Origin of the sequence: Bowdeniella massiliensis, from assembly GCF_023634005.1 — a bacterium.
GTDB classification, from domain to species: Bacteria; Actinomycetota; Actinomycetes; order Actinomycetales; family Actinomycetaceae; genus Bowdeniella; species Bowdeniella massiliensis.
This window is the reverse complement of sequence record NZ_JALIQR010000006.1, coordinates 102,593-118,068: the sequence shown is the minus strand read 5'-3', so window position 1 is coordinate 118,068 and position 15,476 is coordinate 102,593. Positions and strand designations below refer to the sequence as shown.

Below are 15,476 nucleotides of genomic sequence, written 5' to 3'. Positions count from 1 at the left end.
CGCTTTCGCGTCTTAGCGGTTAACGGAGCGCGCCTTGCGCTCCTCAGCGCTCAGCGAGCCGCCGGCCGCTGCCAGCTCCCGCGCCTCTTCGAACTCCGCGAGAATTTCCGGATTCTCGGTGTACGTCGCGTTCGAGACGAAGTAGGCGACGAGCCCCGCGAACAGGAAGCCCGGCAGGATTTCGTACAGGTCGAAGATGCCGCCCGACAGGTACTTGCCCCACACGACGACGGTGACGGCGCCAACGATCATGCCGGCGAGCGCACCCTGGTAGGTCAGCTTGCGCCAGAACAGGGCGAGCAGAATGATCGGCCCGAAGGCGGCGCCGAAGCCGGCCCACGCGAAGCCCACGAGGTCGAGGATCGAGGAGCCCGGATCCCATGCGAGCAGCGCCGCGATGACGGCGGTCGTGAGCACGGCGATGCGGCCATAGAGAACCATGCGCTTTTCGGTGAGCTGGCGCGAGGACTTAGAAAACACCTTGTAGATGTCCTCCACCAGCGCCGAGGACGTCACGAGCAGCTGCGAGGAGATCGTCGACATGATCGCCGCGAGCACGGCCGCGAGCAGGAAGCCGGAAATCATCGGGTGGAACAGGATGCGCGACAGTGCGATGAACACCGTCTCCGGGTCGGCGAGCTCCTCGCCCTGGCCGGCGAAGAAGCCGAGACCGACGATCGCCACGAGCGCGGTGCCGACGACCGAGATGATCATCCAGCCGATGCCGATGCGGCGCCCGGCCTTCGCGTCGTGGGCGGTGCGCAGCGCCATGAAACGCACGATGATGTGCGGCTGGCCGAAGTAGCCGAGGCCCCACGCGAGGTTGGAGACGACGGCGATGACCGTCGTGCCCGTCAGCATCGACCAAAGCAGGGGGTTGACCTCGGCGGCCTTGTTGAACAGATCGCCCGCGCCGCCGTCGTATTCGGCGATGGCAACGATCGGGATCATGACGAGCGCGGTCACCATCATGAGGGCCTGGACGAGGTCGGTCCAGCTCACGGCGAGGAAGCCGCCGATGAGGGTGTAGAGCACGACGATGCCGGCGACGAGAACCATGCCGAGGTGGTAGTCCATCCCGAAGGACGAATCGAAGAACTTGCCGCCCGCGACCATGCCGGAAGAGACGTAGAAGGTGAAGAAGACGAAGATGATGATGCCCGAAACGATCCGCAGCATGCGCGTCTTATCGCGCAGCCGGTTATCGAGGAAGGACGGCACCGTGATCGAGTTGCGCGCCACCTCGGTATAGGTGCGCAGGCGCGGCGCGACGAACACCCAGTTGAGGTAGGCGCCAATCGTCAGGCCGATCGCGATCCAGAAGCTCACGAGGCCCTGCGAGTAGATCGCGCCCGGCAGGCCCATGAGCAGCCAGCCGGACATGTCGGAGGCGCCCGCGGACAGGGCCGCTACGGTCGGCGGCAGCTTGCGCCCAGCGAGCATGTAATCGTCGAGATCATCGGTGCGCTGGTAGGCCCATAGCCCGATGATGATCATCCCGACGAAGTAGATGATCAGGGCTATGGCTTGCGCTGTCGTTTCAGACATGGAACCGCCTTCGCAGAAATCGAAAACCGGCTAGGGGATGCCGGGTTGGCCTTGAGCCTACCGAGTTTTTCTGCACCTGTGGGCGATGTTGCCATTCCGCAACATACGGGTTAGGCATGAAGTATGACTCGCGTCCCGCTCTCAATCCTTGACCTCGCTCCCGTCTCCGCGGGTATGACCCGCGCCGAGGCGCTCGCGGCCACCCGCCAGCTGGCAATCACGGCCGACGGCGGTGGCTATCAGCGCTACTGGATGGCGGAGCATCACTCCTCGGAGACGTTCCTATCGTCTGCGACGTCACTCCTGCTCGGTCACCTCGCCGAGCACACCTCGCGCATCCGCCTCGGGGCCGGCGGCGTCATGCTGCCCAATCACGCGCCGCTCATGGTCGCGGAATACTACGGGACGCTCGCAACGCTCTACGGCGATCGCTTCGACCTCGGGCTCGGGCGCGCGCCGGGCACCGGCCCTGCCACCGCGCGGGCGTTGCGACGCGGCGGGGCCGAACTGCGCGATTTTGCCGCCGACGTTTCCGAGCTCGCCCAGTATCTCGGGCACCCTCGGGGCGATGAGGATGTCACAGCCGCGCAGGCGCGCTATGTGAACCCGGAGCTCGATCGTGTGCGCGCAATCCCGGGCGATGATACGCGCGTCCCGCTGTGGATGCTCGGCTCCTCGACGGGCGGCGCCCAGGTCGCGGCCGCCCTCGGCCTACCGTTCTCCTTCGCCTCGCACTTCGCGCCCGCCCAGATGCGCGACGCGATCGAGATTTACCGCCGCTACTTCAACGCCGATGCGCCGACCGCCCAGGTCCCGGAGCCCTACGTCATGGCCGGCGTCAATGTGCTCGTCGCCCCGAGCGATGAGGAGGCCGCCTTCCTCTACACCTCCGCGATCCAGCTGCAGGCCGCGATCCGCACCGGCCGACTCGGGCCCATCCAACCGCCCGTGCACGATCTCAACGACGTCCTCGATCCGCGCTTGACGAACCTGTTGACGCAATCCCGCTCGATCGCCGCCGTCGGATCGCCCGCCACCGTCGTTTCATACCTGGAGGACTTCATCGCCGAATTTGACCTCGACGAGCTCATCACCGCCACCTACACCTTCGACCCTGCGCTGCGCATCCGCTCCTACGAGATGCTCGACGAGGCATGGCAGAGCTGACGCGGGCCACGCCCGCCGATCTTTCGCACGACCCGGTCGCGCTCGCGCCGCGGCTGCTCGGCGGGGTGTTTCGCGTCGCCGACGTGGCGGTGCGGCTCACGGAGGTCGAGGCCTATTGCGGCCTGGCGGATCCGGGCTCGCATGCCTACCGGCGGATCACGCCGCGCACCCGCGTCATGGCGGGCGAACCCGGGCATATCTACGTCTACTTTTCCTACGGGATGCATCACGCGGTGAACATCGTCGCGCACGAAGAGGGCGACGTCGGGGCGATTTTGCTGCGGGCGGGCGAGATCGTCGAGGGGATCGAGGTGGCCCGCGCGCGCCGGATCGAGCTGCGCCTCGCCCGCACTGCGCGCTCATCCCGGCCCGCCCGCACGCCGCGGGATGCCGGCACGTCTGGCCCGCTTATCCCCGACGCGCAGCTCGCGCGCGGGCCGGGCAATCTCGCGGCGGCGCTCGGCCTGACCCGCGCCGACGATGGCGCACCGCTGAGCAACCCATACGAACTCTGGCTGCCGACGCAGCCCCCTGATGCGTATGTCACGACGGGTCGCACGGGCGTTGCGGGGCCGGGCGGCGAGGCGGAGCGCTATCCCTGGCGGTTCGCGCTCAAGGGCGATCCGACGGTCTCTGCCTACCGCCCTGCTGCGCGAAGAACTCCTCGGCAGTGATACTGCCGGTAGTGCGCGCTTAAGTGCGCGCAGCCTCGTCCTCCCGACGGCTCGCCGGCAGCGCAAACGACGCCGCCACGCCGATCAGCAGGATGCCCGCACCGATCCCGACGGTCAGCCGCGCGGCGTCGATGAGCGAATCGGCGGCGGCCTTCCCGGCCTCGGGCGAGCGCTGCGAAATCGCCGGAATGGCGGCGCCGACGGAGTCGTGCACGGCCGTGGACACCTGCTCCACCTGTGCCGGCGGCACGCCCGCATCGGTCAGCCGCTGCTCGGTGTGCGTCGTGAGCTGGCCGATCATGAGCCCGCCCAGCACCGCGATGCCCATCGCCGAGCCGAGCTGCCGAATCGTCGTCTGCAGCCCGGAGGCCATGCCGGATTTCTCGACGGGCACGTCCTGCATCGTCGTATCGGTCAGCTGCGCGTTTGCAAGGCCGACGCCCACCCCGTAACTGAACAGCGCGATCGCCATGACGAGCGCGGACGCCGGCGTCGCGAGCGCCAACGCGCCAACGGCCGCGGCCTCGATGATGAGCCCGACGCGAATGACGGCCGTCTTGCCCCAGGACTTCACGAGGTGGGGGACCAGCCCCGAGGCCACGAACGTGCCGGCCGCGAGCGCCATCATGAGCCAGCCGGTGCCGAGCGCGTCGTAGCCGAGCGCGCCCTGCAGCAGCAGGGGCAGCACGAACAGCAGCCCGAATTCGCCAAGCGAGACGAGGAACGCCGTGCTCACCCCGAGGCTGAAGCTGCGCACCCGAAACAGCGCCAGGTGCACGAGGACGGGCTTGCCCGCCCGATCGCGTCGATATTCGACGACGACGAAGGCCGCGAGCAGCACAAGGCCCGCGATGAGGGTGGGCGTGATGGGCGAGAGCGCGCCGTCGGCGCCGCGCCACCAGCCGAAGCTGGATGCCTCGATGAGGGCGAAGACGATGGCGCCCATCGCGAGCGAGGCGAGGATGACGCCGAGGACGTCGAACGACGCCTGGGAGCGCTCATCGCGCGTGTTCGGCGCGAAGGCGAGCAGCCCGGCGAGCGCGAGCAGGCCGAAGGGGATGTTGAGCCAGAACGCCCAGCGCCACGTCACCTCGGTCGCGAGCCAGCCGCCGACGAGGGGGCCGACGGCCGCCATGCCACCGATCATCGAGCCGTAGACGGCGAAGGCAATGGAGCGGTCCTTGCCGCGGAACATGGCATTGATGCTGGACAGCGTCGCGGGCAGGACGCAGGCGGCGCCGATGCCCTGGATCGTGCGGGCCGCGATGAGGAAGCCGGGCCCGTTCGCGCTGCCGGCCGCGAGCGAGGCGGCCATGAAGATGACGAGGCCGCCGGCGGCCATGGTGCGCCGCCCGAACACATCGCCCGCGCGCCCCGCGGTGATGATGAGCGAGGCGAAGACGAGCGAGTAGATCGCGTTAACCCACTGCGCGTCCGAGCTAGTCAGGCCCAGCTCGCGAATGACGACGGGCAGCGCGACGTTAGCGATAGTCGCGTCCATAATGACGAGCGCGACGCCCAGCGCAATCGCCGCGAGCGCCCACCAACGTTTAGCCATCGCCGTCTCCTTCTTATCGACATGCTGACGATAACATTCTGGCGCCCTGTCAGAAAAGATGCGCGCTGACGGCTTAGAATGCGATATACCCAACTCGAGGAGGCAACGTGCCGAAGATTGAGGCGTCGACGGTCGCCGAGCATCGTGCGATGCGCGAAGAGCAGGTCTTGCAAGCGGCCGCTGACCTCCTAATCGAGGGCGGCCCGCAGGCGCTGACCCCCGCCGCAGTCGCCAAGCGCGCCACCATCTCCCGCACGGCTGTCTACCACTACTACCCCTCCAGCGCCGATCTGCTCATCGGCGCCCTCGAGCACCTCATGGCGCAAACCGTGCACGACCTCGAGGCCGCCATCGCCGAGGCCGGCCCCGGCCCGATGGCGCAGATCGAAGCCTACGTGCGCACCTCGCTCGCCTCGGCCGCCACCGGCTATTGCGCGGGCCTCGCCGATTCCAGCGCCATCCCCGAATCCCATCGCGACGAGCTGCGCGAGTGGCACGAACGCCTCCTCGCGCCACTGCGCGCCATCGCCCAGGATTGCAAGGCGCCCGACGCCACCCTCGCCGCCCAGCTCGTCCAGGGCATGATCGATGCCGCCGCCCGCGCCGTCGTCGACGGAGCGGACCTTGCCGAGGTGACGGAAACAACGCTCGTGCTGCTGCGCGCCGCGCTCGGGCGCCCCCACGCCATGGCCTAAGGCCCCAGGCCGCGGGCAGGCCCGGCGGGCATAATGGACGCGATACCGCTACAAGGAGTCCACTCGTGCCGACGCTATCCGAGCTACTCGCGCCCTACCCCGCAGCCCCCGCCGTCACCGCCCGCGACGTTCAGCACGCGCGCACCGGCCGCACCCGCCAACTCGTCGTCCTCGATGATCACGCCTCCGGCACGCAATCCATCGCGAATCTCCCGGTGACAACCGCGTGGTCGGTGGAGGACCTGCGCTGGGCCCTTGCCACCGGCGCCCCCGGCATCCACGTCATGACGGGCACGCGCGCGATGAGCGCCGCCGAGACGGAAGACCGCGATTTCGACGTCACCCGCGCCGCGCTCGCCGCCGCCGCCGAGCTCGGCGTCGATATCGATTTCGCGTTGCGCTCCGATTCGACGCTGCGCGGGCACTACCCGCTGGAGACCGACGTTGTCGCCTCCTGCCTTGCCGCCGACGCCGGCCACGAGATCGACGCCCTCATCATCTGCCCCGCATTTCCCGACGCGGGCCGCATCACCGTGGACTCCACCCACTACGTGCGCGGCGAGGGCGAGCTCTACCATCCCGTCGCCGCCACCGAGTTTGCCGACGATCCCGTCTTCGGCTTCGATACCTCCTCGATTCCGGAGTGGATCGAGCAGCGCACGGGCGGGCGTATCACCGAGGTCGTGCGCATCACGCTCGCCGAACTGCGCTCCGGCGCCGCGCCCGAGCTGCTGCTGCAGGCCTCCGGCGGCATCCCCGTTGTCGTCGACGCGGTATGCGAGGAGGATCTGCGCCAGCTCGCGCTCGCGCTGTATGCGGCCGAGGAGCGCGGCCGGCGCTTCCTGTTCCGCGTCGCGCCGCAGTTCATCCGCGCCTATCTCGGCCAGGACACCCCGCCGCCGCTGCGCGCCTCCGACGTCGAGGCGCTGCGCGAGGGCGGCAAGGCCGAGGGCGCCAAGCACGGGCTCGTCATCGTCGGCAAGGCGAGCGGGCTGACCTACCGCCAGCTGCGGGCGCTGCGGCGCCGGCGCGGGCTGCGCGAGGTCGAGATCAAGCTCCCGGCGCTCATCGATCAGCGGCGCGCCATGCATATCGACGAGGTCATCGCGCGCGCCGCCCAGGCCGATGAGCACGTCGTCTTGCGGTTCTCGCGCGAGGGCTCCTCGGGCGATGCCGACTACTCGCTCGATGAGCGCATTGCCTCGGGCCTGCTCGCGATCGTGCGCGGGATCGTGGTGGCCCGGCCGCTGCGCTTCGTGGTCTCGCGCGGCGGCGCCATCGCCACGACGGTCGCCCGCGCCCTCGGCGTGCGCCGCGCCTGGGTGCGCGGCCCGCTGCTGCCGGGCGCGGTCTCGCTGTGGCAGGCGGAATCCGGCCCAGCGGAAGGCGTTCCCTTCGCGGTGTACGCGGGTTCGATCGGCGACGACGAGTCCCTCGCTGACGTCGTCGACATCGCCGCGAACGTCCCCATCCCGCCCCGCCCGGCCCCGTTCGTCGCCCCGACGAGCACGCCGCTCGCCCCCGGCAGCGCATCGCCCGGCAGCGCCACATCCACCAGCGCCGCATCGCCGGGCAAGCACCTCGCCGTCATTGGCCTCGGCGCGACTGGCCTGCCGATCGCCGCCTGCCTCGCGGAACGCTTCTCCGTCGTCGGCTATGACGTGGACCCGGCCCGCATCGAACTCGCGCGCCCCCACGGCGTAACAACGGCCCTGTCCGGCAGCGAGGCCGTCGACGGCGCGAGCCTCGTCCTGCTCAACCTGCGCGACGCCGAGCAGGTGACCCGCGCGCTATTTGATGACGCCCTCGTCGAGCATCTGCCCGCGGGCGCCATCGTCGTGCTGTGCTCCACCATCGGCGTCGCCGAGGCCCGCGAGCTCGCCGAACGTCTCGCCGAGCGCCAAATCCACCTCCTGGATGCGCCCGTCTCGGGTGGGCCGGATCGCGCCCGTCGCGGCGAGCTGCTCATCGCGGTGGGCGCCGAGGCCGCCACCCTCGCCGCCGCGCACGAGGTGCTCGACGCCCTCGCCGCCCGAATCGTGCACGTCGGAACCGCGCCGGGCGATGGCCAGGCCATGAAGATCGTCAACCAGCTGCTGGCGGGCGTCCAGGTCCTCGCCACGGCGGAGTCTCTCTCGCTGGCAAGCGCCCTCGGGCTGGAGCGCGAGGCCGTCGTCGATTTCCTCGCCCTTGCCGATACGGCCTCGTTCGTGACGACGGAGCGCGCCGAGCGGATGGCGGGCGGTGCGCGCGTGCACAATCCGCTGGCCGTCATGACGAAGGACCTCGGGATCGTCGCGGCAACGGCCTACCATGCGGGCGTCGGGGCGCCGCTTGCGGGCCTCGCCGAGCAGATGTTCCTCCTTGCCAGCCGCGCCGGCCTCGGCGAGGCCGACGATTCCGCCATCATTAACCTCCTGGAGCCCGAGCTATGATGTGGCCTGCACACGAGATCGCGGCGGGGGACTACCGCGCCACGGTGAGCGGCGTAGGTGGATCGCTCGCCTCGCTGACCTACCGCGGCGAGGACCTCATCGTCCCGTTCCCGAGCGAGCAAATCCGGCCCTACTATCGCGGCGCGCTGCTCGCGCCCTGGCCCAACCGCGTCATCGACGGCCGCTACCGCTTTGGCGGCGTCGAGCACCAGCTCGCGATCACCGAGCCGGAGCGCGGCCACGCGCTGCACGGCCTCGCGTGCTGGAGCCCGTTTACCGTCGTCGAGCATGAAGTGGACGCGCTGAGCCTCGTCGCGGAAATTCCCGCGCAGGACGGCTACCCGCACCAGGTGCTGCTCGAGGCGACGTACCGGTTGAGCGATGCCGGGCTGGACGTCGTGCTAACGGCGTATGCGATGGCGGGGCCGACGCCGATCGGCCTCGGCTTCCACCCGTATCTGACGGTGGGCGGCGCGCGCGTGGATGACCTCACGGCGCGCATTCCCTACGCGACGCTCTACCCGAGCGTGGGCGAACGCATGCTGCCGGGCGAGCTCACGCCGCTCGATGGTGGGCCGGCCGACCTGCGCGAGGCGCGCTCGCTCGCGGGCGTCAGCCTCGATACCGCCTACACGGACCCGCTCGATGGCGTCATCGAGCTGCGCGATGCGCGCGACGGGCACGGGGTGCGCCTTATCACCGAGGCACCCTGGCTGCAGGTCTTTACCTCCGACCGGCCGGGGCCGGACAACCGCGACGGCGTGGCGATCGAGCCGATGACGTGCGCGCCCGGCGCCTTCAACGCCCTAGCATCGGGCGATCTAGCGCCGGACGTGCTGCAGGCGCGCGAGCACCTCAGCCTGGCCTGCTCGATTTCGGCGATCTAGCCGAGGCGCGCGCTCGGCGCGGCGGCGAACATCGCCTCGATATCGTCCGCATAGCTCCCGTCGACGCGCTCCTCCCCGGAGGCCGCCACGTAGGCGCGCAAGAACCGCTCAAGCGCGGGCCCGATCGCCCGCTCATCGCGCGGCTGCAGCGCATGTTCGCTTTGCAGCGCCCGCCCGCCGAGGGCGAGCAGCAGCATGTGATCGACGCGCGGCTGATCGGGCGCGACCCGCGGCATGACGAACGGCAGCTCGATGCGCCGGGCGCCCAGCCGCTGATAGAACCGCAGCCGCGCCGCGGGGTCCCCCGTCGCCGCCGATCCCGCGTGATAGGCCGGATCCTCCACCTCGCCAACGATGAGCAGCGGATCGAAACGCTCCTGCCACTCGGCAAGCGCCGCGCGCACCAGCGCGCTTCCCACGCCCTGCCCGCGCCCCGCCGGCCCGACGGCGAGCCACGTCAGCAGCATGACGTCATCGCTCGGGCGCGTCCCGATCGCCACCCCGCGTCGCTGCTCATCAGCGACAACAGCAAGATCGCCCCGCGCAAAGGCCGCCACCAGCTCATCGGCCGGCAGCACCTCGCTCGCCGGGAACGCCGGCAGCACGATATCGTGCACGAGCGCCTCAAAATCAGATGCGGTCATCTCCATAGGACGATCCTACGGCTACAGTGAAGGTACGCGATCACAAAGGAGTCGACATGGATCTCGGCATTAGTTCTCGCAGCGCGCTGGTTGCCGCCTCCACCTCGGGATTGGGGCGCGCCATCGCGACGGCGCTCGCCGATGAGGGCGTGCGCGTCGTCATTAATGGGCGGCACAACGTGGAGGAGGTCGTCGCAGAGATTCGCGAACGCGGCGGTGATGCCGTCGGAATTGCCGCGGATTTGACTGAGCCAGGGGCGATCGAGGAGCTCGTCAAACGCGCCCGCGCCGCCGTCGGCGATATCGATATTCTCGTCCTGAACGGTGGTGGGCCGCCGCCCGCGCCCGCCTATGCCGTCGACGACGATGGCGTGAGCGCCGCGATCGATTCCCTGCTGCGCCCGCACGTCGAGCTCATCCGCCGCCTGCTGCCGGGCATGCGGGAGCGACGCTGGGGCCGCATCCTTGCCGTGGGCTCGTCGGGCATTCAGGCGCCGCTGCCGGATCTGGCGCTGTCAAACCTCGGGCGCGGGGCGCTCGCGGGTTACCTCAAGACGCTGGCCGCCGAGGTCGCGCCCGACGGCGTGACCGTGAACCTCCTGCTGCCCGGGCGCATCGATACCGAGCGTGTGAAGTCCCTCGATGCCGCGAGCGCTGAGCGGCTTGGCCGCGACGCCGAGCAGGTGCGCGCCGATGTCATCTCGACGATCCCCGCGGGCCGCTATGGCGATCCGAGCGAGTTCGGCGCCGCGGGCGCCTTCCTGTGTTCGGGCCCGGCCGCCTACATCACGGGGACGGCGCTGCGCGTGGACGGCGGGGCGGTGCAGTCGCTATGAGTCTCGCCCAGCGGGAACGCCAAGCCCTCGTGGCACTGCTCGCGCAGGTGGGCGCTGATGCGCCGACGCTGTGCGAGGGCTGGACGACGGGCGACCTGGCCGCGCACCTGTTCGTGCGGGAGAACCGGCCGCGCGCGCTGATCAGCGGCTTCGAGTCCGAGATGGCGCGCGTGCGAGCCGAGCTCAGCTACCCGGAGCTGCTTGCGCGGATCGCTGCCGGGCCGCCCGCGCTGCTGCAGCGCGCCGATGCGGCGATGAATACGATCGAGTTCTTCGTCCACCACGAGGATGTGCGCCGCCCCCGCGGTGATGGGCCGCGCGCGCTCAGCCAGGCCGATCGCGATGAGCTCGCGCGGCGCCTCGGCCCGATGACGCTGGCCGCGAGCGCCGATCTGCCCACCTACGTCACCGCCACGGATACCGCCGTCACGTACAAGCTGCGCGGCGGCCGCGGCGAGATCGCCCGCCACGTGCGCGGGCCCATCAGCGAGATTGTGCTCTTTACCCTCGGCCGTAGTGCCGTCGTCGACGAGGAATTGCGTCCCCTGCCATGAACAAGAAAAAACTCATCACGTTAGCGGCGACGGCGGGCCCGGCCGTCGCGAAGGTCGTGCGCGACTATGGGCCGCAGCTGATGCGCTACCTGGAGTCGCACCCGGACATGCTCAATCAGGTCCAGCGTGCCGTGGGTCGCGTCGCGAGCACCAAGGGGTCCAGCGAGGAAACGTTGCATGCTCGCATCGCCGCGCTGCGCGAGCAGGTGCGCTACCTCATCGCCTCCAGCGATTCGCACGGCGAGGCCGCCACCGCGAAGGACTTCTCGCGGCGCCTGGACGGCATCGAAGCCTCGGTGCGGATGCTGCCCGTCATGACGCCCAAACAGCGCCGCAAGTCCCAGCGCCGCATCGCGGACGCGCTGGATCAGCAGGCCGCGCTCATCGTCGAGCGCTTCATCGATGAAAGCATCGACGACGCCCGATGATGCATGCCCTCGTCCGCCGTCCGCGCTACGGACTCGAGCAGTGGGAGACCTACGTCGACGCGCTCAAGGAGTCCGGCTGGGAGACGATCGAGATCGGCCGGGGCAATCCGAGCGTGGAGCGCCACGCCGTAGCCTACGCCGAGACGCTGCTGATTGATCACGACTGCGAGTTCGTGGCGCCGCGCGCGATGCGGGTGGTGCGGCTGTCCGCGGGTGCGCGGCTGCACGGCGGGGACGTGCTGAAGTTCGGGGGCCGCGTCTGGGTGGGCCTGGGGGCGGATACGAATGCGGCGGGCGCTGCGGAGCTCGCGGGCCAGCTCGCGGGCTATGGCGTGCGGGTGACGACCGTGCCGGTTGCGAGCCATCTCAAGGAGGTCCTCACGGCGCTGCCCGACGGGACGCTCATCGGTCATGGGCTGGAGCTGGATGAGCCCTACCTGCAGGTGCCGGAGCCGAGCGGCGCGAGCGTCGTACTGCTGGGCGGCAATCGGGTGATGCTTGCCGCGTCGGCGCCCGCGACGGCCGAGCTGCTGCGCTCGCGCGGGTTTGACGTCCTGACGGTGGACCTCTCGGCGTTCGCGACGGGCCCGACGAGCCTATCGATCCGACTGCGCGGCGACTGCTAGCTCGGCCTCACCGAGGATCTCGCCGGGGCGGAAGCCACGAGGAATGGCGAAGACGGCCGAGCCGATCGGCGTCGTCCACTGATTGAGCAGATCGAGCTCGGCGAGCTGCGCCTGCAGCGGCAGATACTGATGCTCCAGATCGGCCTGAAACGCGATGAAGACGAGGCCGACGTTGGAGATTTGGCCCGCGCGCGGCAGGTCGACGTAGTTATAGGGCCGACGCAGGATGCGCTGGGAGCCGTCGTCGGTGCGGGCGCGGCGAATGTGGGCGGCGACATCAATCACGGGGAAGCCGATCGAGTTCTTCGCCGCCATATCCGGCTCGTCGAATTCCTTCTCGCCGGTGAGCGGCGCGCCCGTGGACTGGCGTCGCCCGAGGACGATATCGCGCGCGGGCAGATCGAGCTCGTCCCACGTATCGAGGTTCATGTGGATGCGGCGCACGACCATGGACGAGGTGCCGTCCTCGCGGAAGATGAGGTTGGGCTCCTCCGCGGGATCGGGGTTGCGCGTGCCGTCGAGCTGCCCGAAGTGATTGCGCATCGTTGCGGTCGTGACGCCGGGCGCGTTGCGCGAGCCGTATTGGCTCCAGCGCGGCGTGGCGTAGACGGTGGCTTCCTTTGCCATGACGCGCGCGGCGTGCGCCGTCGTGATCGGGTCGTTTGAGCAGACCTGCAGCGCGATATCGCCGCCCACGAAAGCCTCATCGAGCTGGTCGATGGGATAGGGCGGGAGCTGTTTTAGCCAGGAGGGGCGGCGCAGGCCGAGTTTGTCGTAAAAGCCAGGGCCAAAGCCCACGGTGATGGTGAGCGATGCGGGCAGCTGGGCGAGTTCGGGTTCCGTGTCGGTGATCGTTGGCTCGCCGGCGGTGAGGCGCTCGATGTCTTCCGTCCACAGGCGCAGCAGGCGGCGGGCACCCTCCACGTCCGTGCCCTCGGTGAGGTCGAAGGCGGTGAGGGCGAGGAAGCCCTGCGGCGGGGTGGCGATGCCTGCTTGATGGGCGCCGTGGCAGCTGATCCGTGCGCGCCCGACGTCCTCCGGCGCGATCGCTTCGAGCGTGCCAAGGCCCCACATCGCGGCGGCGCCGAGTGCGGCGCCGCCTGCCCCGAGGAGTACTTCGCGACGACTAGTGGTCATCGTCCTCGCCGTGAACGCCGTATTCCTCCTGAGCGCCCGCGAACGTGCGCGCCGGCGCCGTGAAGGAGAATTCCTCGCCGCCCTCCGTCGTAATTTTCACCGTGACGTCCTGCCCGGGAGCGATCGGCTCCTTGAGCATCATGAGCATGAGGTGGTCGCCGCCAGGCTTGAGCTCCTTCTTGTCGCCCGCCTTGATGACGAAGCCGTCCTTCATTTCCTGCATCATCATTTTGCCGTCCTTATCGACGGTTTCGTGCAGCTCGGACTTGCCGGCGACGTCGGAGGAGACGCCCGTGACGTGAATGTCCTTATCCGTCGTGTTGTGCAGGAAGCCGAAGGCCGCCGTCATTTTCTCGTCGGTGGCCTTCACCCACATCTCCTCGAACGTGATCGCGGCCTGGGTGGCGGCCTGGGTGGTGGTCTCGGACGCGGGCGTCGTCGAATTGCATCCGGACAGCAGGAGGGCGAGGGCGGCGGCGGGAGCGAGAATCAGTCGAGCGGAGCGCATGTTATTTCCTCTTCAATTTGATGATGACGAGCACCATGCTAGCGATAATTCCGATAGCAAAAATAGGAAGTACCGCTCTGGGAAACCCGAAAGTATCGGGAAAATCGCTCTGCTCTTGGGTGGTTTCTTGCGGTGTTGGTTTCTGTCCATCAGTTGGTGTTGATTCCCCAACGGCGAAGTCGAGGGCGCCCTGGATGCGGTGGCCGTCGGAGGAGACGACGGACCAGGCAGCTCGATAGCTGCCGGCGTCGAGCGCGGGCAGCTGAAAGCTTGCTTCGCGCCCGTCGAGGCTGAGCGGTCCGTTCGCAATCTCGGTGCCGTCGTCGTTGGTGAGGACGAGGGCGGCGGCGCCGGAGCCGAGGTCGAGGAGATCGTTGTTGAACTCCAGGGTGATGGCGGCCGGGGCGGCCTCGAGGTGGGCGCCGTCCTTCGGGTTGGAGTCGACGAGGACGTCGTGGGCATGAGCGATCGGCGCGGCAAGCGCGATGATCGCCAAGGCGATGAGGAGGCTGGATGCGCGGCGGAACATAGGACTCTTTCGTCGGGAATGAGTCCACTGTATCGCTAGGCGGCAGGCGGTGCGGGTCCCCGTATGGGGGAGCGGAAGCGATCGTGGATGCGCGGGCGTTGGCGCGGATCGACGTGGATCGGTGGGATGGCGACGGGGATGCCGCCCTCGATGCGGATCGTCCAGCCGGAGGTGGAGCCCGGCGGGTTTTCGAACTCCGGGTGGTGGCGGGTGCACAGCAGGCACATGTTCTCGAGCGTGGTGGGGCCGCCGTCGTGGAAGGCGAGGATGTGGTGGCCGTCGGCGAATTCCGGCGGGGCGTCGCACCAGGGGACGACGCAGCCGCGGTCGCGCTCGATGAGCTTGGCGCGCAGGATGGGGCCCGCGGTGCGGGCGCGCGGATCCTCGGTGCGCTCCTTGGTGGGCGATGCGGCGATGGGCGATGCGGGGCGCGCTGCGAGGGCGACGAGGGCGTCGATGGCGCGGGTCGCCTCGCCGGGGACGCGCTGGCCGCGGGCGCGGCGGGCGCGCAGGATGCGGTTGGATTCGGCGTTGATGGCGCGGATGAGGATGCGGTGCTGGTCGCCGGTGATGTGGCCACGGATGTCGTAGCCGCGCACGCTATCGCCGTAGAAGGCGAGGAAGCGCTTGGCTGCGGAGACTTCGCGGGCTAGCTTGTCCTGCTCGGCGCGGGTGCGGCCACCGCTGAGGTCGATCTCGTCGAGGAAGGTGCGGCAGCGGCGCTTGAAGGGGCCGGGCATCGCGACTTCGGCGTCGGCGATGAGGGCGGATTCGGCGGCGTCGAATTGCTCGGGGGTGAGGAAGGGCCTCAGCTGGCCGACGACGCTGAACAGGTGCTGGGTGTTGGGGCGCGAGATGCGGCCCTCGGCGCGGGCGGTCAGGATCGCCGGGTAGGCGGCTTGGCGGCGGGCCGCGAGGACGACGGCGTCGGCGGCGGGGGTGGGCAGCTTGCGGACCTCGGAGACAATGGCGGAGGTGGTGCGGCCCTTCTGGCTGGCGCCGCGGACTTCGTCGATGCGGGCGATGAGGCGCGTGCGGGCGACGTCGAGGTGGTTGGCCGCGGCCTCGAGTGTTTCTAGCAGCGAGATGCCGGCCTCGCGCGAGGGGACGTCCAGGCCGTGGCGCGTGGCGCGGGCGGCCAGGGATGCGAGGAGGTCAGCGTCGGCCTGCGTGAGTGGCGCGTCGGCCTGCGTGAGCTCTGCCATGGGGACCTCCTTTCACGTCCTAGTGAACGCGAGGCCGCCACGGCG

At 69.5% G+C, this 15,476-nt stretch carries 16 protein-coding genes; 9 read left to right on the top strand and 7 right to left on the bottom strand.

Annotated features, from left to right (window positions below; translation table 11 throughout):
* Positions 1-12 precede the first annotated feature (12 nt).
* Entirely contained in the window at positions 13-1,548 is a 1,536-nt protein-coding gene (putP, locus tag MUN85_RS05645; protein ID WP_250505785.1) for a sodium/proline symporter PutP, read from the bottom strand.
* A gap of 123 nt (positions 1,549-1,671) precedes the next feature.
* Here putP and MUN85_RS05640 point away from each other — a divergent pair, with 123 nt between their 5' ends.
* Together MUN85_RS05640 and MUN85_RS05635 are read left to right on the top strand one after the other, a co-directional pair.
* The gene (locus MUN85_RS05640) at positions 1,672-2,715 is read left to right on the top strand and encodes an LLM class flavin-dependent oxidoreductase (protein ID WP_250505784.1); all 1,044 of its coding nucleotides are present in this window, start codon (positions 1,672-1,674) and stop codon (positions 2,713-2,715) included.
* On the top strand, positions 2,703-3,389 hold the full coding sequence (locus MUN85_RS05635; protein WP_250505783.1) for a DNA-3-methyladenine glycosylase: 687 nt from the start codon (positions 2,703-2,705) through the stop codon (positions 3,387-3,389). Before MUN85_RS05640 ends, MUN85_RS05635 begins: the two co-directional genes overlap by 13 nt.
* A 19-nt stretch (positions 3,390-3,408) precedes the next feature.
* Here MUN85_RS05635 and MUN85_RS05630 read toward each other — a convergent pair whose 3' ends face one another.
* Complete coding sequence (locus MUN85_RS05630) at positions 3,409-4,947, bottom strand: MFS transporter (RefSeq protein WP_250505782.1); 1,539 nt, start codon at positions 4,945-4,947, stop codon at positions 3,409-3,411.
* A 107-nt stretch (positions 4,948-5,054) separates the two neighbouring features.
* Here MUN85_RS05630 and MUN85_RS12695 point away from each other — a divergent pair, with 107 nt between their 5' ends.
* The 3 genes from MUN85_RS12695 to MUN85_RS05615 all read left to right on the top strand — a co-directional run bounded on the left by MUN85_RS12695 (position 5,055) and on the right by MUN85_RS05615 (position 8,964).
* Positions 5,055-5,642 carry a TetR/AcrR family transcriptional regulator gene (locus MUN85_RS12695; RefSeq protein ID WP_348647951.1) on the top strand — a complete coding sequence of 196 codons (588 nt, stop codon included), beginning with the start codon at positions 5,055-5,057 and terminating at the stop codon, positions 5,640-5,642.
* A gap of 65 nt (positions 5,643-5,707) precedes the next feature.
* Positions 5,708-8,077, top strand: coding sequence for a four-carbon acid sugar kinase family protein (locus MUN85_RS05620; protein WP_250505781.1), 2,370 nt, complete (start codon positions 5,708-5,710; stop codon positions 8,075-8,077).
* A complete protein-coding gene (locus MUN85_RS05615) occupies positions 8,074-8,964 on the top strand; it encodes an aldose epimerase family protein (RefSeq protein ID WP_250505780.1) in 891 nt (296 codons plus the stop codon). The genes MUN85_RS05620 and MUN85_RS05615 overlap by 4 nt, the downstream gene beginning before the upstream one ends.
* Here the strand turns inward: MUN85_RS05615 and MUN85_RS05610 are convergent.
* A complete protein-coding gene (locus tag MUN85_RS05610) occupies positions 8,961-9,614 on the bottom strand; it encodes a GNAT family N-acetyltransferase (protein WP_250505779.1) in 654 nt (217 codons plus the stop codon). The genes MUN85_RS05615 and MUN85_RS05610 overlap by 4 nt on opposite strands.
* A 50-nt stretch (positions 9,615-9,664) precedes the next feature.
* On the opposite strand from MUN85_RS05610, the gene MUN85_RS05605 reads away from it, so the two are divergent.
* Genes MUN85_RS05605 through MUN85_RS05590 form a run of 4 tightly spaced genes read left to right on the top strand, consistent with a single transcriptional unit; the run spans position 9,665 to position 12,052 of the window.
* Positions 9,665-10,444 (top strand): SDR family oxidoreductase, encoded by a 780-nt coding sequence (locus tag MUN85_RS05605; RefSeq protein WP_250505778.1) that lies wholly within the window; start codon positions 9,665-9,667, stop codon positions 10,442-10,444.
* A complete protein-coding gene (locus MUN85_RS05600) occupies positions 10,441-10,998 on the top strand; it encodes a TIGR03085 family metal-binding protein (protein ID WP_250505777.1) in 558 nt (185 codons plus the stop codon). The genes MUN85_RS05605 and MUN85_RS05600 overlap by 4 nt, the downstream gene beginning before the upstream one ends.
* Positions 10,995-11,426 carry a DUF6474 family protein gene (locus tag MUN85_RS05595; RefSeq protein WP_250505776.1) on the top strand — a complete coding sequence of 144 codons (432 nt, stop codon included), beginning with the start codon at positions 10,995-10,997 and terminating at the stop codon, positions 11,424-11,426. Before MUN85_RS05600 ends, MUN85_RS05595 begins: the two co-directional genes overlap by 4 nt.
* Positions 11,423-12,052, top strand: a complete 630-nt coding sequence (locus tag MUN85_RS05590) for a hypothetical protein (RefSeq protein WP_092562456.1) — start codon at positions 11,423-11,425, stop codon at positions 12,050-12,052. The genes MUN85_RS05595 and MUN85_RS05590 overlap by 4 nt, the downstream gene beginning before the upstream one ends.
* Here the strand turns inward: MUN85_RS05590 and MUN85_RS05585 are convergent.
* The 4 genes from MUN85_RS05585 to MUN85_RS05570 are packed head-to-tail and all read right to left on the bottom strand — an operon-like array spanning position 12,023 to position 15,431.
* A complete protein-coding gene (locus MUN85_RS05585) occupies positions 12,023-13,189 on the bottom strand; it encodes a Dyp-type peroxidase (RefSeq protein WP_250505775.1) in 1,167 nt (388 codons plus the stop codon). The genes MUN85_RS05590 and MUN85_RS05585 overlap by 30 nt on opposite strands.
* A complete protein-coding gene (locus tag MUN85_RS05580) occupies positions 13,179-13,697 on the bottom strand; it encodes a copper chaperone PCu(A)C (RefSeq protein ID WP_250505774.1) in 519 nt (172 codons plus the stop codon). Before MUN85_RS05580 ends, MUN85_RS05585 begins: the two co-directional genes overlap by 11 nt.
* Before the next feature lies 1 nt (position 13,698).
* Positions 13,699-14,226: a copper resistance CopC family protein gene (locus MUN85_RS05575; protein ID WP_250505773.1), complete on the bottom strand. Its 528-nt coding sequence runs from the start codon at positions 14,224-14,226 to the stop codon at positions 13,699-13,701.
* 35 nt (positions 14,227-14,261) lie between these two features.
* Positions 14,262-15,431, bottom strand: a complete 1,170-nt coding sequence (locus MUN85_RS05570; RefSeq protein WP_250505772.1) for an HNH endonuclease signature motif containing protein — start codon at positions 15,429-15,431, stop codon at positions 14,262-14,264.
* Between the last annotated feature and the right edge of the window lie 45 nt (positions 15,432-15,476).